This is a genomic window from Actinomadura madurae, assembly GCF_047130825.1.
GTDB lineage: Bacteria > Actinomycetota > Actinomycetes > Streptosporangiales > Streptosporangiaceae > Spirillospora > Spirillospora madurae.
Map to the genome: position 1 here is coordinate 8,416,297 of NZ_CP083237.1, position 17,877 is coordinate 8,434,173.

Annotated in this window: 16 protein-coding genes; 8 read left to right on the plus strand and 8 right to left on the minus strand. The window is 73.0% G+C overall.

Features of this window, described 5'->3' with window-relative positions; genetic code table 11:
- Positions 1 to 50 precede the first annotated feature (50 nt).
- Positions 51 to 1,232: a trans-sulfuration enzyme family protein gene (locus tag K8Z49_RS39200; RefSeq protein ID WP_111832002.1), complete on the plus strand. Its 1,182-nt coding sequence runs from the start codon at positions 51 to 53 to the stop codon at positions 1,230 to 1,232.
- Positions 1,233 to 1,244: 12 nt separating this feature from the next.
- Here K8Z49_RS39200 and K8Z49_RS39205 read toward each other — a convergent pair whose 3' ends face one another.
- Positions 1,245 to 2,441: a DUF5925 domain-containing protein gene (locus K8Z49_RS39205; RefSeq protein ID WP_412516557.1), complete on the minus strand. Its 1,197-nt coding sequence runs from the start codon at positions 2,439 to 2,441 to the stop codon at positions 1,245 to 1,247.
- A gap of 62 nt (positions 2,442 to 2,503) precedes the next feature.
- Complete coding sequence (locus K8Z49_RS39210) at positions 2,504 to 3,289, minus strand: lysophospholipid acyltransferase family protein (protein ID WP_412516558.1); 786 nt, start codon at positions 3,287 to 3,289, stop codon at positions 2,504 to 2,506.
- Between the two features lie 133 nt (positions 3,290 to 3,422).
- On the opposite strand from K8Z49_RS39210, the gene K8Z49_RS39215 reads away from it, so the two are divergent.
- The gene (locus K8Z49_RS39215) at positions 3,423 to 4,280 is read left to right on the plus strand and encodes a hypothetical protein (protein ID WP_021593651.1); all 858 of its coding nucleotides are present in this window, start codon (positions 3,423 to 3,425) and stop codon (positions 4,278 to 4,280) included.
- Between the two features lie 260 nt (positions 4,281 to 4,540).
- On the opposite strand, the gene K8Z49_RS39220 is transcribed toward K8Z49_RS39215, so the two are convergent.
- Entirely contained in the window at positions 4,541 to 5,218 is a 678-nt protein-coding gene (locus tag K8Z49_RS39220) for a uracil-DNA glycosylase (protein WP_412516559.1), read from the minus strand.
- Positions 5,219 to 5,475: 257 nt separating this feature from the next.
- Between K8Z49_RS39220 and K8Z49_RS39225 the strand changes: the two genes are divergently transcribed.
- Entirely contained in the window at positions 5,476 to 6,924 is a 1,449-nt protein-coding gene (locus tag K8Z49_RS39225) for a WS/DGAT/MGAT family O-acyltransferase (protein WP_412516560.1), read from the plus strand.
- Here K8Z49_RS39225 and K8Z49_RS39230 read toward each other — a convergent pair.
- Positions 6,911 to 7,906, minus strand: a complete 996-nt coding sequence (locus K8Z49_RS39230) for a hypothetical protein (RefSeq protein ID WP_412516561.1) — start codon at positions 7,904 to 7,906, stop codon at positions 6,911 to 6,913. The genes K8Z49_RS39225 and K8Z49_RS39230 overlap by 14 nt on opposite strands.
- A gap of 10 nt (positions 7,907 to 7,916) precedes the next feature.
- Positions 7,917 to 8,837, minus strand: a complete 921-nt coding sequence (locus K8Z49_RS39235) for an NAD(P)/FAD-dependent oxidoreductase (RefSeq protein ID WP_021593655.1) — start codon at positions 8,835 to 8,837, stop codon at positions 7,917 to 7,919.
- Positions 8,838 to 8,901: 64 nt separating this feature from the next.
- Between K8Z49_RS39235 and K8Z49_RS39240 the strand changes: the two genes are divergently transcribed.
- The gene (locus K8Z49_RS39240) at positions 8,902 to 9,474 is read left to right on the plus strand and encodes a helix-turn-helix domain-containing protein (RefSeq protein WP_021593656.1); all 573 of its coding nucleotides are present in this window, start codon (positions 8,902 to 8,904) and stop codon (positions 9,472 to 9,474) included.
- 16 nt (positions 9,475 to 9,490) lie between these two features.
- The gene (locus K8Z49_RS39245) at positions 9,491 to 10,768 is read left to right on the plus strand and encodes an MFS transporter (RefSeq protein WP_244938707.1); all 1,278 of its coding nucleotides are present in this window, start codon (positions 9,491 to 9,493) and stop codon (positions 10,766 to 10,768) included.
- Here K8Z49_RS39245 and ddaH read toward each other — a convergent pair.
- Both ddaH and K8Z49_RS39255 read right to left on the minus strand, forming a co-directional pair.
- Positions 10,765 to 11,604: a dimethylargininase gene (gene ddaH, locus K8Z49_RS39250; protein WP_412516563.1), complete on the minus strand. Its 840-nt coding sequence runs from the start codon at positions 11,602 to 11,604 to the stop codon at positions 10,765 to 10,767. The genes K8Z49_RS39245 and ddaH overlap by 4 nt on opposite strands.
- A 120-nt stretch (positions 11,605 to 11,724) precedes the next feature.
- Positions 11,725 to 13,275, minus strand: coding sequence for a PucR family transcriptional regulator (locus tag K8Z49_RS39255; RefSeq protein WP_075023396.1), 1,551 nt, complete (start codon positions 13,273 to 13,275; stop codon positions 11,725 to 11,727).
- Positions 13,276 to 13,407: 132 nt separating this feature from the next.
- On the opposite strand from K8Z49_RS39255, the gene K8Z49_RS39260 reads away from it, so the two are divergent.
- From K8Z49_RS39260 to K8Z49_RS39270, 3 genes are all read left to right on the plus strand, one after another.
- Positions 13,408 to 14,661 carry an NAD(P)/FAD-dependent oxidoreductase gene (locus K8Z49_RS39260; protein WP_412516564.1) on the plus strand — a complete coding sequence of 418 codons (1,254 nt, stop codon included), beginning with the start codon at positions 13,408 to 13,410 and terminating at the stop codon, positions 14,659 to 14,661.
- Between the two features lie 94 nt (positions 14,662 to 14,755).
- Positions 14,756 to 15,679 (plus strand): DUF2637 domain-containing protein, encoded by a 924-nt coding sequence (locus K8Z49_RS39265; protein ID WP_021593661.1) that lies wholly within the window; start codon positions 14,756 to 14,758, stop codon positions 15,677 to 15,679.
- 95 nt (positions 15,680 to 15,774) lie between these two features.
- A complete protein-coding gene (locus K8Z49_RS39270) occupies positions 15,775 to 16,383 on the plus strand; it encodes a hemerythrin domain-containing protein (protein WP_256255566.1) in 609 nt (202 codons plus the stop codon).
- Between the two features lie 71 nt (positions 16,384 to 16,454).
- On the opposite strand, the gene lpdA is transcribed toward K8Z49_RS39270, so the two are convergent.
- Positions 16,455 to 17,858 carry a dihydrolipoyl dehydrogenase gene (gene lpdA, locus K8Z49_RS39275; RefSeq protein WP_024935433.1) on the minus strand — a complete coding sequence of 468 codons (1,404 nt, stop codon included), beginning with the start codon at positions 17,856 to 17,858 and terminating at the stop codon, positions 16,455 to 16,457.
- Positions 17,859 to 17,877: the final 19 nt, after the last annotated feature.

Consider the following 17,877-nt stretch of genomic DNA (forward strand, 5'->3'; position numbering starts at 1 on the left):
GTCGGAATTGGCCGTTTCCGCCGCTCGGGCGGCGGGCACAGGCTGGGACCATGACCGGACACCATCCGCAGACCCGCGCCGTCCACCCGCCCGTGATCACGCCGGAGGGCAGCCGCCCGCTCGGCGTCCCGATCTACCAGGGCCACCTGTTCTCCTTCGACGCCGCCGACGAGCTGGCCGCCGCGTTCCAGGGGCCGGACGAGGCGTTCTTCTACGCCCGGATGGGCAACCCGACCGTCCGCTCCCTCGAACGGGCGCTGACCGAGCTGGAGGGCGGCGCCGGCGCGCTCGCCACCGCGTCCGGCATGGGCGCGGTCAACGCCGTGCTGATGGGGCTGCTCCGCGGCGGCGACCACGTCATCGCGCAGACCGCCCTCTACGGCGGCACCTACGCGCTCCTCCAGGACCTCGCCGCACGCTGGGGCGTCGACGTCACGTTCATCCCCGGCGACGACCCGGCCGAGGTCCGCGAGGCGCTGCGCCCCACGACCCGCCTGCTCTATCTGGAGACGGTCGCCAACCCCACCACGCACGTGACGGACCTGCCCGCGTTCACCGAGGCCGTCCGCGGGACGGGCGTCCTCACCGTCGTCGACAACACCTTCGTGCCGCTGCTCTGCCGCCCGATCGGGCACGGCGCCGACATCGTGATCCACTCGACCACGAAGTACCTCGGCGGCCACGGCGACATCATCGGCGGCGCCGCCGTCTTCGCCGACCCGGCCGTCCACCAGCGCGTGTGGGACCACGCCGTCGAGCTGGGCGCCACCGCCGACCCGTTCGCCGCCTGGCTGGCCGTCCGCGGTCTCGCCACGATGCCGCTGCGCGTGGCGCGGCAGAGCGCGTCCGCGCTGGACCTCGCCCACCGCCTCGCCGCGCACCCGTCCGTCACCCGCGTCCACTACCCGGGACTGGACGACCACCCCCAGCACGAGGTCGCGCGCCGCCTCCTCCCGGACGGCGCCGGCGGCGTCCTCGCGTTCGAGCTGACCGGGGGCCGGGACGCGGGCCGCACCTTCTCCGAGGCCGTCGAGCTGATCTCCCTCGGCCCGTCCCTCGGCGCCGTCGCCACGCTCGTCATGCACCCGGCGAGCACGTCGCACCGGCAGATGGACGCGGCGTCCCTCGCCGCCGCCGGCATCGGCGAGGGAACGGTGCGCCTCTCCGTGGGCCTGGAACACCCCGACGACCTCTGGGCCGACATGGAGCAGGGCCTTCGGAAGGCCACCTGACCACGGCCTCGCTCAGAGGTAGAAGCCCGTGTCCGTGGCAGGGGCGCTCTCGGACTCGGGGCGCTTCTCGCCCTTGCGGAGGGCGGCGAGCTCGGCGAGGGTCGCGCCGTCGGCGCCGATCTCGGCGGCCGGGACGTCCGTGCCGTCCAGCCAGGAGAGGGACTCGGCGCGGGTGAGGCGGCCGACCTCGATCTGCGCGAGGCAGCGGCCGGGGCGGACGACCGCCGGGTGCAGCATGGCGAGGTCCTCGTTGGTGGTGATCGCCACGAGGACGTCCCGGCCCTGGCCGAGCATCCCGTCGGTGAGGTTGAGCAGGCGCGACAGGCCCTGGCCCGTCGACTGCTTGGCCTCGCCGCGGATCAACTCGTCGCAGTCCTCCAGGATGAGCAGCCGCCAGCGGCGGTTCTCGTCCTCGTCGTCGCCGACCGCGACCTCCATGAGGTAGCTGGGCGTGCCGAACAGCGCCTCGGGATCGAGGACGCAGTCCGCCTGGCACCAGTCCTTCCAGGAGCGGGCTAGGGCGCGCAGCGCGGTGGTCTTGCCCGTTCCGGGCGGACCGTGCAGGAGCAGCAGGCGGCCGGAGACCTCGTCGCGGGTGAGGCTCATCACCTCGTCCAGCGCCTCGGCGACGGACGCGGTGTAGTTGCGCCGGATGCCGTCCCAGGAGTCGGCGGTGATGGCGCGCTCGCTGCGGACCGGGCCGTGCGTCCCCATGTGCCAGAAGCCCATCTCGACGCTGGTCTCGTCCACCTTCGGCGGCTCGGTCGCGTCCTTCACCGACGCGTCGAGGACGGTCTCGGCCAGCTCTTCGGTGACGGCGGACACCGCGACGTACGCGACGCCGCTCTTCCAGCGGTTCGTCAGCAGCGTCCAGCCGTCGCCCTCGGCCAGCACCGACTCCTTGCCCTTCTCGTGCGCGACCCGCACGAGCCGGGCGTCGTCCGGGCGCAGCGGCGCCTCGGCCCGGACGTTCTCCAGCCGCGTCGACCGCGACCAGGGCTGCTCACCGGACGCGAACGGGCGCAGCGACAGCACGTCCATCACGTCGGCGGGCGAGTTGTTGTCGGACAGGTTGAAGACCACGGGCAGCGCCGGCTCCGAGCCCAGGGCGGTGCTGGGGGCCGTCGTCCCCTCAGCGAGATCCGTGACGTTCTCCCCGGGCTCGATCAGATGCAGGACCTCCTGCGGCCTCTCCCGCGACATGGTCATGGCATCGATGATCACGCGCGGTGGCGGACCGCGTCCACCGAATTAGCCGGGCGGGCCGACCGTCAGGCGCCGCCGTCCTTGTCCGCCTCGCCGGCGGCGCGGTCCGCCTTGCGGGCCTCGGCCTCCTCCATGTCGAGCTTGTCGGCCTCCTCCGGCGTCGGCGCCGTCCCGCCGAGGTAGGCGGGCTGCCACCACGTCTCGTCCGAGTGCGGGACGTCGGGGTACTCGCGCTGCGCCTTCTCCAGCAGCTCCGACATCCGCGCGCGCAGGTCGCGGGTGACCTGGTCGTAGTCGTCGCCGCGCTTGGGGTGCATCGGCTCGCCGACGAGGATCGTCACCGGCACGTTGCGCTGGAGCAGCCGGCGCTTGCGGCCCTTCGTCCACAGCCGCTGCGGGCCCCAGAGCGCGACCGGGACGAGCGGCGTCTTGGACGCCACCGCCATCCGCACCGCGCCGCTCTTGATGTCCTTCACCGTGAACGACCGGCTGATCGTCGCCTCCGCGAAGACGCCGACGACCTCGCCGCCCTTGAGCGCCTTCAGCGCCGCCGCGTACGAGGAGGCGCCCGCGTCCCGGTCCACCGGGATGTGGTGCATGCCGCGCATCAGCGGCCCGGCGATCCGGTTGTCGAAGATCTCCTTCTTCGCCATGAACCGCACCAGCCGCTTCGCCGGGTGGGCGGCGACGCCCGCGAAGATGAAGTCGAGGTAGCTGACGTGGTTGCTGACGAGCACCGCGCCACCGGTGCCGGGAATGTTCTCGGTCCCTTCGATACGGAACTTGATGTTCAGGGCCTTGAACACACCGAGGGCCGTCTTGATCACCGGTGGGTACACGATTTCGGACATGTGAGCACCGTACTTGAGCAGCTCATGATCAGCGAGTGTGAGCCGGGGATGTCGATGCATCGCACAACCGGCCCCAAACCTGAGAAGGTGGGGAGTGACGTGATCCGCCGATGGCTGAGGGAGGATGAGCCTCATGGAACCGTTGGACGCGGCGGCGGACGTGCACGCGCTCATCCGCGACGTGCTGCCCGCCCTGGCGCCCAGCGCCTGGTTCGACCCCGGCACCTCCGAGGTGGTGCTGCCCGTGGGCCGGTCGGAGGCGCGCGCCTCCAGCTGGACGGTGCTGGAGCGCTGTGCCCGCGAGCCGCGCTCGGCCTGGCCGAAGGTGGTGGACGAGTGGGTCCGCGAGGTCGGCGACCGCGCCTTCCTCGCGGTCGGTGAGATGGAGCTGTTCGGCGACGTCCGCGAGCTGCTCCGCCTCCGCATCGTGCCGAAGCTCGCGCCCCGCGACCGGGAGGGCCTGGTCGTCGTCCCGGCCGGCGACCACTTCGACGCGATGGTGATGATCGAGCACCCGCGCTACGGGGGGCCGCTCACCAAGGCCCGCGCCGGTCTCCTCGGCCTCCACAAGCTCGGCTATGTGATGACGAACACCCACGACCGGGAGCTGGCCGACGTCTCCGTCCACGACCAGCCGCTGCTGCCGGGCCGCAACGTCCGGGTCGTCACCAAGCCGGGCAGCCGCTACGTGTCGGCGCTGCTCAGCGAGGTCGACCAGTTCCTCCCGTGGCCGAACGAGCACGGCGCCCTGGTCGGCGTCCCGTGCCACAGCACGCTCCTGCTGTACCCGATCACCTCACGCTCCGTCCGCGACGTGCTTCCCGTCTTCGCCGACGTCGTGGAGGAGATGCACGCCGCCGCCGACGACCCGTGCGCTCCGGGCGTCTACTGGAGCCACGGCGAGCGCCGCCTGACCCCGCTCCCCGCCCACCTGCCCCCCGAGGGCACCGACGAGTTCGCCCTCCTCCTCCGCAAACTCCCCGAAGACTGATCCAGGCGCTCGCCCTCCCCGGCGAGCACACACTTCGCACCCTCTTGGACGAGGACAGTTCACACCCTCTTGGGGTTCGAAGCTCAGCCGGGGTCACGGGCAGGCGCGTGGAGCGAGCGCAGCGAGCGGAGCGCGCATGCCCGTCGAGCCGGGCGACCGCAGCGACACGTCACAGACCTGCACGGTCACAGAAGGCCGCACCGTGGCGTGAGGATCGACCGGCTCGCAACGGGGGTTCCAGGGGGTCGCCCCCCTGGGAGTTACGGCAACTTCCAGTCGACCGGTTGGGCGCCCTGTTGCTCCAGGAGCTGGTTGGCTCGGGAGAAGGGGCGGGAGCCGAAGAAGCCGCGGTCGGCGGACATGGGGCTCGGGTGCGGGGACTCGATGCACGGGACGTCGCCGAGCAGCGGTTTGAGGTTGCGGGCGTCGCGGCCCCACAGGACGGCGACGAGGGGGCGGCCGCGGCCGGCGAGGGCGCGGATGGCCTGCTCGGTGACCTCTTCCCAGCCCTTGCCGCGGTGCGAGCCGGGCTTGCCGGGCATGACGGTCAGGGACCTGTTGAGCAGGCAGACGCCCTGCTCCGTCCACGGGGTGAGGTCGCCGTTGGAGGGTTCCGGGTGGCCGAGGTCGGCGCAGTACTCGCGGTAGATGTTCACGAGGCTGGCGGGCAGCGGCCGGACGTCCGGGGCGACGGAGAAGCTGAGGCCGACCGGGTGGCCGGGGGTGGGATAGGGGTCCTGCCCCATGATGAGGACGCGGACGTCGTCGAACGGCTGGGTGAACGCGCGCAGGATGTGGTTCCCGGCGGGCAGGTAGCGGCGGCCGGCGGCGACTTCTGCGCGCAGCCAGTCGCCGGCGGCGGCGATCGTCCCGGCGACCGGCTGCAGCGCGGCCGCCCACCCCGCTTCGACGATCTCCGAGAGTGGTCGTGCCGTCATGGCGCACCACCCTAGTGCGATGATCTTGGTGCCACCCGGAGAACACCCCTTTGAGCTGGGTTGTGAAGTTTTCTGACCACATGAGGTCGAGAGCCGGGCAAATGTTTTCAAGGCCCGCGGAAAGTGGCCGGTGAACTGGGTGAAACGCCCCGTTAAGTCGCTGTTACTTCCTGGCGACCCACGTTGACCTGCGCTCCTGGAGCGCATAACTCTCAGAGAGGTAAGGACGGCGCAGGACGAGCGGACGGGACGAGAGCATGACCCAGCTGACAACCGTGGACGCCACCTTCCTCCATGCCGAGAACGGCACCACGCACGCCCACATCGCCGGGCTGGGCATCGTCGACGCGGCGTCCTGCACCGGGGGGCGGCTCACCGTCCCGCTCGTCGCCGAGCTGATCCGGAGCCGCGCGCACCTCGCGGCGCGTCCGCTGAGGCAGCGCCTCGTCCAGGTTCCGTTCGGGCTGGACAACCCGTACTGGGAGGACGACCCGGACTTCGAGCCCGAGCGGCACATCTCCGAGATCGGGCTGCCACGGCCCGGCACCGCCCGGCAGCTCGGCGACATCGTCGCGATGCTGCACGAGCAGCCCCTCGACCGGTCCCGCCCGCTGTGGGAGATGGTCCTCATCCAGGGGCTCGCGGGCGGCCTGACCGCCGTTTACGTGAAGGTGCACCACGCCGCGGTCGACGGCGTGATGGCCGCCGAGACGCTCGCCGCCCTGCTCGACCTGTCGCCCGAGCCCCGCGACCTGCCCGCGGACGAGACCACGCCCGCCCGCGCCCCCGGCACGGCGGGGATGCTCGGCACCGGGCTGCTGAGGGCCGCGCTGCATCCCGTCCGGTCCGCGGTGGCGGCCGCGCGGACCGCCCCGTACCTGGACGAGATCCCGGGGCTGTCGTCCGTCCCGGGCGTCGGGCTCGTGTCGTCGGCGATGCAGGGCGCCCTGCGCCGCCCCGAGCTGCCGAGGGCGCCCCGGGTGAGCGCGCCGCCGACGCCGTTCAACCGGCCGATCGGGCGCCGCCGCTCCGTCGCGTGCGGCGAGCTTCCGCTGGAGGAGATCAAGGAGATCCGGCGGGCGCTCGGCGGCAGCGTCAACGACGTGGTGATGGCGCTGTGCGCGACGGCGCTGCGGCAGTGGCTGGACAAGCGCGGCGACCTGCCGGAGACGCCGCTGGTCGCGGCCGTGCCGGTGTCGCTGCGGCGGCGCGCCGGCGCGGCGGCGGTGCCGGGCAACCAGGTCTCGATCATGACGGCGCCGCTGGCCACGCACGTCCCGGACCCGGCCGAGCGGTACGAGCTCGTCCGGCGCGACATGGACGTCGCCAAGCGGCGCTTCACCGGCACGTCGGGCGGCTGGGTGCGGGACATGAGCGGGCTCCTCCCGCCGCCCTTCGCCGGCGCGGTCACGCGCCTCGCGCTGCAGGCCGCGCCCGCGGTGTCGCTGCGCCCGGTCAACCTGATCATCTCGAACGTGCCGGGCCCGCAGTTCCCGCTTTACCTGTGCGGGGCGAAGGTGCGTGCCTACTACCCGATCTCCGTCATCACGGACGTCTCCGGCGGCCTGAACATCACCGTGTTCTCCTACGACGGCAAGGTGGACGTCGGCATCGTCGCCTGCCGCGACCTCGTCCCCGACCCGTCGGAGATCGTGGACCACCTGGTGGACGCGCTGGACGAGCTGAAGGCGCTCAGCCGCGCGTGAGCCCGAGCGCCGCCCGGTGCCGCCACGCCAGGCGCAGCGCGGCGGCGCCGGCCGGCTGCATCGGCCGCGGGACGGTCCCGTCGAACGCCGCCGTCGACACCTCGCCCTCGTCGTTGACCGCGACCAGGCCGCCGAAGAGGTCGGAGAACAGGGCGGCGTCCATGACGACGGCGGTCAGGAGGTCGAGCGCGAACGTGAGCGGGTCGACGCCGAGCCCGAGGAAGAAGGCCCGGATCCGCCCCTCGGACCGGGCCGTGGTGAGCGTCCGGTGGAAGGGCCACTCGTCCTGGACGAAGGCCTCGCCGTAGTCCTCCGCGCCACCGAGGAACTCCTCGGCGTACTCGCGGACCATGCACCGCCACATGTCGGGCGCCTCGTCGCCGAGCGGCTGGAAGACCCCGACCGGCATCACCTGGTAGAGCCCGCCGGCGTGCGCGACCTTCGCCGGGTCGCGCCAGTGCAGGACGTACTCCGCGGACGTCGTCACCGTCACCGTCGTGATCGCGGGCAGCGCCGCCCGCCGGGCAAGGTCGCACGGGTCGCCGACCCGGGTCCGCAGCGGCAGGCCGTCCGCCCCGGCCGCCAGCTCGTGCGCGGCGGACTCGCCCACGTTCACCGCGTCGAAGTAGCGGGCGGGTCCCAGGCGCAGCACTGAGGGAGCGGCGGCCAGCAGCCGGTAGCTCGGACGGTCTTCGAAGACTCTCGGCGGCGCGAGGGCGGCCATGGTCTCGGCGTACGTGCGGTAACCGGGCGGCAGGCCGTCGGACGGGTCGGCGACGGCCGGAGCGGAGGGACGGGCCTCCCACTCCAGCCGGACGTCCTCCAACGGAACCGGTGCGTCCGGAATCCACCCGTCCCGGCACAGCAGCGAGGTTCCCGCGACGCGCGGCACGTCCGGATACAGGCCGCTCGCGACCTCGCCGAGCCGCCCGCGACCGGCGTCGAGCGCCGCCCGCGCCCGCCGCCACTCCCGCTCGTCCACGCCGCCCACCCTAGGCGGCGATCTTGCGGGCGACCTCCTCCTCGACGAGGTCGGCGTTGACCATCGCGGCGGCCATCGCGCCGGCGGCGGCCGCCATGATGACCTGGCCCGCCGGGAGCACGACGTTGCCCGCCGCCCACACGCCCGGGACGCTGGTCCGCCCGGTCGCGTCGACCTTGACGAAGCCGTCGTCGCCCGTCTCGCAGCCGAGGTCGGTGAGCGGCCCGTCCTTGGCGACCCATTCCGGCGCGAGGAACACCGCGTCGCAGGGGAGCGCCGGCCCGCCCGCCAGTTCGAGCCCGGTGAGCCGGTCGTTCTCGACGACGGCGCGCTTCACCTCGTCCGCGACGACCGGGATGCCGCGCGCGTCCAGGCGTGCCGCGTCCTCTCCCTCGGGGGGCCGCGAGGCGACGAACGTCACGTCCGCCGACCACTGCCGCACCAGCGACGCCTGATGGATCGAGTTCGGGGACGTCCCCAGCACCACGATCTTCTTGTCGCGGACCTCCCAGCCGTGGCAGTAGGGGCACATCTGCACCTCGCGCCCCCACCTCTCCTGGAGGCCGGGGATGGCGGGCAGGACGTCGGTCACGCCGGTGGTGACCAGCAGGCGGCGGCCCTTGAGCCGGCTCCCGTCGGCCAGCGTGAGGACGAAGCCCTCCTCGGCGCCCCCCTCCGCGCGCGTGACCCTCCCCTCGACGATCTCGCCTCCGTAGCCGCGCACCTCGGTGCGGCCGGTCTCCAGCAGGAGGCCGGGCGGCATGCCGTCCCTGGTGAGGAAGCCGTGCATGTGCTCGGCCGTCGCGTTGCGCGGCTCGCCGGCGTCCACGACGGTGACGGTGCGGCGGGCGCGGGACAGGGTCAGCGCGCCGCTCAGCCCGGCGGGCCCGCCGCCGATGATCAGTACGTCTCGTTCGCTGTTGTCGGTCATGCCGCGAGCGTGCGCGGTGGGCCGCGGATTTGACAAACTTCTTTGCCGATCCTGCAATTGCCGCATGGAGACCACCGAGGACGTCCTCGCCGGGGTCGGGCCGAGGCTCCGGCGCCTGCGCCAGGAGAGAAACGTCACACTGGCCGCGCTCGCGGAGACCACCGGCATCTCGGTGAGCACGCTGTCGCGGCTGGAGTCGGGCAAGCGGCGGCCGAGCCTGGAACTGCTGCTCCCGCTCGCGCAGGCGCACCAGGTGCCGCTGGACGAGCTGGTCGGCGCCCCGAACGTCGGCGACCCGCGGATCAGGCCGCGCCCGCAGCGCATGAACGACATGATCGTGCTGCCGCTGACCAGGCGTCCCGGCGGCGTCCAGGCGTTCAAGATGATCATCCCGGAGCGGCTGCCGGAGCCCGACCCGCGGGTCCACGAGGGCTACGAGTGGCTGTACGTCCTGAACGGCCGGCTCCGCCTCCACCTGGCCGGACGCGACATGGTCCTGGAGCCGGGGGAGGCCGCCGAGTTCGACACCCGGCTGCCGCACTGGTTCGGCGGCGCCGGCGGGACCGTCGAGGTGCTCAGCCTGTTCGGGCCGCAGGGCGAGCGGCTGCACCTGCGCGCCCGGCCGCGACAGTCGTGACATACATTGGGTATCCGTGCATACCGCCCAAACCCCCCTGGCATCCCTGGAAAAAGAGAAGGCCGCCCCGATCGCGTGGGCGCTGTGGAGTGTCGGCGTCGTCGCCTACGCCGTGGCGGTACTGCACCGGACGTCGTTCGGCGTCGTCGGCCTTGAGGCCGTCCACCGGTTCGACGCCTCAGCCGGGATCCTCGCGTCGTTCACCGTCCTCCAGCTGCTCGTCTACGCGGGCCTGCAGATCCCCGTCGGGCTCCTGCTCGACCGCCTCGGCCCGCGCCGGATGGTCGCCGGCGGCGCGCTGCTCATGGCCGGCGGGCAGGCGCTCATGGCCGTCTCCACCGACATCGGGACGGCCGTCGCCGCCCGCGTGATGGTCGGCGCCGGCGACGCCATGACGTTCATCAGCGTCCTCGGCATCGTCGCGACCTGGTTCCCCGGCCGGTACGTCCCGGTCGTCACCCAGCTCACCGGCCAGCTCGGGCAGCTCGGCCAGGTGCTCAGCGCGATCCCGCTGGTCGCGCTGCTGCACGGGCCCGGCTGGGGCACCGCGTTCGGGTCGGCCGCCGCGCTCGGCGCCCTCATGGCGGTGCTGTCCGCCGCCTTCCTGCGAAGCGGGCCGGGCCGCGCCGAGGTGCCCACGCTGCGCCGGACGGGCGCCAACCTGGCCGCGGCGTGGCGCCACCCCGGCACCCGCCTCGGGCTCTGGTCGCACTTCGTCACCCAGTTCCCGGCCCACACGTTCGCGCTGATGTGGGGCTACCCGTACCTGGTGTCGGGGCAGGGCATGCGGCCGTCGGCGGCGTCGACGCTGCTGACGCTGTTCGTCCTCGTCAACGTCGTGTCCGGGCCGCTCATCGGACGGCTCGTCGCGCGCTACCCGCTGCGCCGGTCGTGGCTCGTCCTCGGCATCGTCGCGCTCGGCGTCGGCGCCTGGACCGCCGTCCTCGCCTGGCCGCCGCCCGCGCCGTCCTGGCTGCTGGTGCTGCTCGTCCTGTGCGTCGCGCTCGGCAGCCCCGGCTCGATGATCGGCTTCGACTTCGCCCGGACGTTCAACCCGCCCGGCCGCCAGGGCACCGCCACCGGCATCGTCAACGTCGGCGGCTTCTGCGCCTCCCTCGTCACGATCCTGCTGATCGGCATCGTGCTGGACGCGCTGTCGCCGTCCGGCGAGTTCACGCCCGGCGCGTTCCGGGCGGCCTGGACCGTCCAGTTCGCGATCTGGGCGATCGGCGTGGCGGGCGTCCTGCGCACCCGCACGCTCGCCCGCCGCCGCCTCGCCCTCGACCGGCGCTAGGAGCGCAGCTCCAGCGTGCAGCACTTGGGGCCGCCGCCCGACTTGCGCAGCTCCGACAGGTCCACCGGCACCGGCTCGTACCCGTGCTCGCGCAGCGTGCCGATCAGCCCGGCCGCCTCGGCGTTGACGACGACGTTGCGCCCGTCGGACACCGCGTTGAGCCCGAGCACCGCCGCGTCGTCCTCGCCCGCCAGGATCGCGTCGGGGAACAGCCGCTCCAGCACCGCGCGGCTCCCGGGCGAGAACGCGCCGGGGAAGTACGCCACGTTGCCGCCGTCCAGGGGGAAGAGCGCCGTGTCCAGGTGGTAGAAGCGCGGGTCGACGAGCCGGAGCGTCACCACCGGGCGGCCGAGGAACTCCTGCGCCTCCTGGTGCGCGGCGATCTCCGTCCGGAATCCCGTCCCGGCCAGGATCACGTGGTCGAGCGTGAGGAAGTCGCCCTCGCCCTCGTTCGTGTACTCCGGCTCCAGGACCTCGGAGAACCCGTTCTCCACCATCCACTTGGCGTACGCGGGGCCTTCGGCGTACCGCTCGGGATACATGAACTTCGCCCCGTACACGCGCCCCCCGACGACCAGCGCGCCGTTGGCCGCGAACACCATGTCGGGCAGCCCCTCGATCGGATCGATGAGGCTCACCTCGTGCCCGAGCGCGTGGTACGCGGCCCGCAGATCCTCCCACTGCGCGACGGCCTTCGCCGCGTCCGCCCCCGCCGCCGGATCCATCCACGGGTTGATCGCGTAGGTGACGGCGAAGTGCTCGGGCCGGCACATCAGGTAGTGCCGCCGCAACGCGGTCCGGACGGTGCTCGGCTCCGTTGCGGGCATCACGGTCATAGGTGTCTCCAGGGCTTCCGGGATGGTGATCGCTCGATCGGAAGCCTAAGGAGAGCGAGACGGGAATCCAATGCGCCAACCTTGCGCTGACCAGGCATTTCGTTGCGTGTTCGACCGCCATCACGGCGTTTCGTTGCGCGCTCGGCCCCGGTCGAGGAGGGCGGTGAGCTGGAGGCGGAGGGCCAGGCGGGTCCGGGAGGACGAGAGGTCCGCCGGGGTCACCTCGGTCATCCGCCTCAGCCGGTGGCGGAGGGTGTTGGGGTGGACGTCCAGGGCCTCGGCCGTGCCCTTCGGGTCGCCGTAGTGGTCCAGCCAGGCGGCGAGGGTCGGGAGGAAGGCCGTTCCGTGCTTCTCGTCGTGGGCGCGCAGGGCGGGAAGCGGGCCGCCCGGAAGGTCGGCGCCCACCGCTCTCCTGGCGCGTTCGACGGTGACGGCGTCCCAGGCGTCCTCCAGCAGGACCGTTCCGGGGGAGAGGCGGCCGGCCGTGATGAGGGCGGCGAGCTCGGCGGCCTCCGCGCGGGAGCGGGGCAGGTCGGCGGGGGAGTGCGCGAGGCCGCCCGCCGCCGCGTACAGGGCGCGATCGTGCGCGCGGACGCGGGTCAGGGCGTGCCGCAGCCAGGGCATCGTCCCGGCGGTGTCGCGGCCCGGCGGTTCCGTCAGCACCGCGAAGAGGGTGCCGTCGAGGTCGGTGAGCAGCGGGCGGTGCCAGCCGAAGCGCTGCACGACGGCGTCCCACAGGTCGAGGCGCCGGCGGACGTCCTCGCTCTCGTCCCGGCCGCCGAGGACCACCGCGCGCCACGGCGGCGGTTCCGGGACGGGCCGCGTGCCGTCCCGCAGCGCGGCGCGCAGCTGGTCCGCCGACACGCGGCGCGCGACGCCCGCCTCGGCGCGCAGGCGCAGCAGGTGCAGGGCGAGGACGGACGCCAGGTCGGTGAGCCGCCCGACCCGGTCCGGCGGGATCGGCGTCCTCGCCACCACCCAGATCGAGCCGAGCCACTCGCCTCCGGCGCGGACCGGGATCACGAGGCGGGGCAGCATGCCGTCCGGGCCCTCGGGGACGAGGATCGGGTCGCTCGACCGCGCCAGCTTGCGGAACACGCCGGAGGCGCGCAGGTGCGCGATGACCTGCGGCGGGACGCGCCGCCCGACGATCGTGGACACGCGGGCGGGGTCGGTGCTGTCCTGGCGGCCCGAGTAGGCGAGCACGCGCGACCGGGCGTCCTCGACCGTGACCGGGGCGTCCGCGATCTCCGCCGCGGTGTCGGCCAGCGCGAACAGGTCGTCCTGGGGGCCGGACCGGCCGGGGAGCGCCGCGTGGGCGCGGTCGACGGCGCCGCGCACGAGCCAGATGACATGCGTCCAGGAGGCGTCCCGCTGCAGCTCGATGAGCGCGGGCCCGAGCCGCCGCGCGGCCTCGACGACCTCGGGTTCGGCGGCGAGCGGCGCCTTCAGCACGACGCCGGCCGCGCCCGCCGCGCCGGCCCGCTCCAGCAGCTCGACGGCCTCGGCCGGGCCGGTCACGCCGGCGCCGAGGACGATCTCGCCCGGCTGCCCGGCCGCCTCGCCCGGCTCGGCGAGGACGACGTCGTGCACCTGGGCGTCCCGGCCGGACGCCACCGGGCGCAGCAGCCCCGGGCCCAGCGCGTCGACCAGGCCGGTCACGCTGATCATCGGCGACCTCCTCCCCTCCATTGTGCGCTTCGCAACACGACGGCCGGTCATATTGGCCGAACTGAACAGAGGCATCGGCGCGCGGGCGTACCACCATCGAGAGTGACGAGGTTCACGAGGAGAGGAGTCGCCATGGCCGCCGACGCGGCGCCGCGCCGGGTCGCCGTGGTGGGCGCCGGCATGGTCGGCCTGTCCACCGCATGGTTCTTGCAGGAGCACGGTGCCGACGTCACCGTGTTCGACAAGCGGGACGTCGCCGCCGGGGCGTCCTGGGGCAACGCCGGCTGGCTGACGCCCGGCCTCGCGACCCCGCTGCCCGAACCGGCCGTCCTCTCCTACGGCGTGCGCGCGGTGCTCAGCCCGTCGTCGCCCGTCTACGTCCCGCCGAGCGCCGACCCGAACCTGCTCAAGTTCCTCGCCGGGTTCGCCCGCAACAGCACCGCCGCGCGGTGGCGGCGCGCGATGGAGTCGCTCGTGCCGATCAACGGCCGGGCGCTGCCGAGCTTCGACGCGCTGGTCGAGGGCGGCGTCGACGCCGAGACCCGCGACGCGGCGTCCTTCTTCGCCGCCTACCGGACGGCCGGGGAGCGGCGCGTCCTGCTGGAGGAGATCGAGCACATCCGCGCGGCGGGGCAGGAGCTGGAGTACGAGGTCCTGGACGGCGACGCGGCCCGCCGGCTGGAGCCCGCCCTGTCCGAGAAGGTCGGCGCCGCGATCCTGCTGCGCGGCCAGCGCTTCATCGATCCCGGGGTGTTCGTGCACGCGCTCGCCGACTCCGTCCGGGACCGGGGCGGCAAGATCCGGACGGGCGCGGCGGTCACCGACATCGCCCACCAGAAGGGCAGCGTCTCGGTCCGCACCACGGGGAGCGACTTCGAGAAGTTCGACACGGTCGTGCTGGCGAGCGGCGTGTGGCTCGGCGACCTCGCCCGGCGGTTCGGCGTCCGCTCCCTCGTCCAGGCGGGCCGGGGCTACAGCTTCAGCGTGCCCATGGACCGCGTCCCCGACGGCCCGGTGTACTTCCCCGCCCAGCGCGTCGCCTGCACGCCGCTCGGAGACAGGCTGCGCGTCGCCGGGATGATGGAGTTCCGCCGCCCGGAGGCGCCGCTCGACCCGCGCCGGATCAGGGCGATCGTCGACGCCGCCCGCCCGCTGCTGCGCGGCGCCGACCTGGACGCCCGGCAGGACGAGTGGGTCGGGTCCCGGCCCTGCACCCGCGACGGCCTGCCCCTGATCGGCGCGACCCGCTCCCCGCGCGTCTTCGCCGCCGGCGGGCACGGCATGTGGGGCATCACCCTCGGCCCGGCGACCGGGAACCTGCTCGCCGAGATGATCGTCACCGGACGCCGCCCGCGCGAGCTGGACCCCTTCGACCCGCTCCGCTGACGCCCGGGACGGCTGGGGGATATTGCCGGTTTCGTCCCGGACGGCGCTGTACCGTCACTGGGTGATCTAGACACCCCCGTGGCGGGAGGAAGCGATGGACGAGGCGCGGACGGTCGAGCCGCTGACCCGGGCGCAGCGCGTCCTGGCCGGGGTCGGCGGCCTGTTCTTCGCCGGTCTCGCGGGCCTGGGCGGCTACGGCTCGTTCGCCTCCGTCCAGGACGTCGCCGAGCCGTGGTTCGGCGACCAGGCGTGGATCGTCCCGGCCGGGGTCGACCTCGGCATCCTGGCCCTGGTGTCGGTCGCGCTGCTGCTGGAGTGGTTGGCCATGCCGATGCCGGCGCTGCGCTGGATGGCGTTCGCGTTCACCGCCGCCACCGTCTGGCTCAACGTCTCCGCCGCGCACGGCGACGTCACCGGCATGGTCATGCACGCCGCGATGCCCGTGTTGTTCATCACGTTCATCGAGGCCGTCCGGCACGCGATCCGCCGCCGCGCCGGCATCGCCGCCGGGACCGTCCGCGAAGGCATCCCCGTCGCGCGCTGGCTGCTGGCACCGTTCTCGACGTTCCGGCTGTGGCGCCGCATGGTGCTGTGGCAGATCACGTCCTACCCGCGGGCGCTGACCGCCGAGCAGCGCCGCCGCCACGCCCTGGCGCTCCTGGAGTCGCACTACGGCCGCAAGTGGAAGGCCAGGGCGCCCGCCGACGTCGTCTGGATGCTGTCGGACGGCGTCATGCTCGACCAGGCCCTCGCCCGCGTCACCGAGCTGACGGCGCCGAAGCCGGCACCGGAGCCCGTACCGGAGCCGGCACCCAGGCCGCAGCGGCGGAAGGCGCCGCCCAAGAAGACCCAGCGGGTCCCGCGCAGCGTCGCCACCGACAACGAGGCCCGCGCCCTCGCCATCATCGACGCCGAGCCCGGCATCACCGGCGCCGAACTGGCCCGCCGCCTCGGCATCAGCTCCCGTCAGGGACAGCGCCTGCTGAGCCGGCTCGCGAGCCCGGCGCCCACGTCCTGAGCGCCACGTCCTGAGCGCCACGTCCTGAGCGGTCCGGCCTGAGCGGTCACGTTTCCTCCTCCTGCTCCGTCAGTGCAGTGAACGAAGGAGGAAACGTGAGCAATTACGAGTGGACCCCGATGTACGCCATGCACGATGCGCTGCGGCGGGAACTGGAGCGCCTCGCGAAGGCCACCGCCCGCATGGGCGACGACCCCCGGCGCGTCCTGGCCGCCGCCGCGGGCTGGGAGCTGTTCAAGACGGCCCTGCACGCCCACCACACCGCTGAGGACCAGGCGCTCTGGCCGGTGCTGTCCAAGTCGCTCGCAGACCGTCCCGACGACCTGGCGCTGCTGGAGGCGATGGAGGCGGAGCACGCCGCCATCGATCCCGTCATCGAGGCCATCGACACGGGCACCGGACCCGTCGCCGACCTGGTCGACGCCCTCGCCACCAACCTGACCGCGCACCTGGCCCACGAGGAGAAGGAGGCGATCCCGCTTATGGACGCCACCCTGACCCTCGAACAGTTCCAGAACTTCGGCAAGGTCCACGGCGAGCGCGTCGGACCCGACGCCCCGCGCGTGATCCCGTGGATGCTCGACGGCGCCGGCGACGCGGTGGTGGCGTCCCTGCTCGGGGTCGCGCCCCCGCCGGTGCGCGCCGCCTACGAGGGCGAATGGCGCCCCGCCTACGAGGCCCTGACCCTCTGGCCCGCCTCCTGAGAGGCCCTCCTGTAGAAGAAAGGCCGCCGCCGCGGATCCCGTCCGCGGCGGCGGCCTCTCGTCTCCGGACCTCAGAGGTTGATCATGTGCCCGGCCAGACCGTGCACGGCCTCCTTCATGGCCTCGCCCAGGGTCGGGTGGGCGTGCACGTTGCGGGCCACCTCGTGGACCGTCAGGTCCCACTGCTGGGCCAGGGTCAGCTCGGGGAGCAGCTCGGTGACCTCGGGGCCGATCATGTGGGCGCCGAGGATCTCGCCGTACTTGGCGTCGCTGATCACCTTGACGAAGCCGTCGCCCTCGCCCATGCCGAGCGCCTTGCCGTTGGCGCTGTAGGGGAACTTGGCCGTCTTGACGTCGAAGCCCTGCTCCTTGGCCTGCGCCTCGGTGTAGCCGAAGCTCGCGACCTGCGGCTGGCAGTAGGTGGCGCGCGGGATCATGATGTACTCGAGCTCCATCGTCTCGGCGTCCGCGATGGTCTCGGCCGCGACGATGCCCATGGCCTCGGCGGCGTGCGCGAGCATCAGCTTGGCGGTGACGTCGCCGATGGCGTAGATGTGCGGGACGGACGTGCGGCAGCGGCCGTCCACGTCGACGGCGCCGCGCTCGGTCAGCGCCACGCCGGTCTTCTCCAGCCCGTAGCCCTCCACGTTCGGCTGGAAACCGATCGCCTGGAGCACCTTGTCGGTCTCGATGACCTGCTGGGCGCCGTCCTTGCCGGTGACGGTGACCTTCACCTTCTCGCCCGAGTCGTCGATCGCGTCCACCCGGGTCGAGGTGAGGACGTCCACGCCGAGCTTGCGGTACCGCTTCGCCAGCTCCTTCGACACGTCGGCGTCCTCGTTCGGGACCATCCGGTCGAGGAACTCGACGATCGTGACCTTCACCCCGTAGTTGTGCAGGACGTAGGCGAACTCGACGCCGATGGCCCCCGCGCCCGCGATGACGATGCTCTCGGGCAGCTCGGAGCTGAGGATCTGCTCCTCATAGGTGACGACCCGCTCCGACAGGGACGTGCCCGGCAGCAGCTTGGTGTGCGCGCCGGCCGCGATGATGCAGTTGTCGAACGTGACCGTCTCGCTCGACCCGTCCTGCCGCGCGACCTGCAGCGTGTTCGGGTCGGTGAACGTGCCCCGCCCGTCATAGGACGTGATCTTGTTCTTCTTCATCAGGAACTGGACGCCCTTGACGAGCTTCTCCGAGACCTGGCGGCTGCGCTGGTAGGCGACGCCGTAGTCGAAGGACACGCTCCCCTCGACGTTGATCCCGAACGTCTTCCGCTCCTGGGTGACGATGTGCGCCAGCTCCGCGTTGCGCAGCAGCGCCTTCGAGGGGATGCACCCGACGTTGAGGCACACCCCGCCCCAGTACCTCTCCTCGATGATCGCCGTCTTCAGCCCGAGTTGCGCCGACCGGATCGCGGCGACATATCCACCCGGGCCCGCGCCCAGGACCACGACGTCAAAGTGTTCGCTCATGTCCATGGACGATATTCGC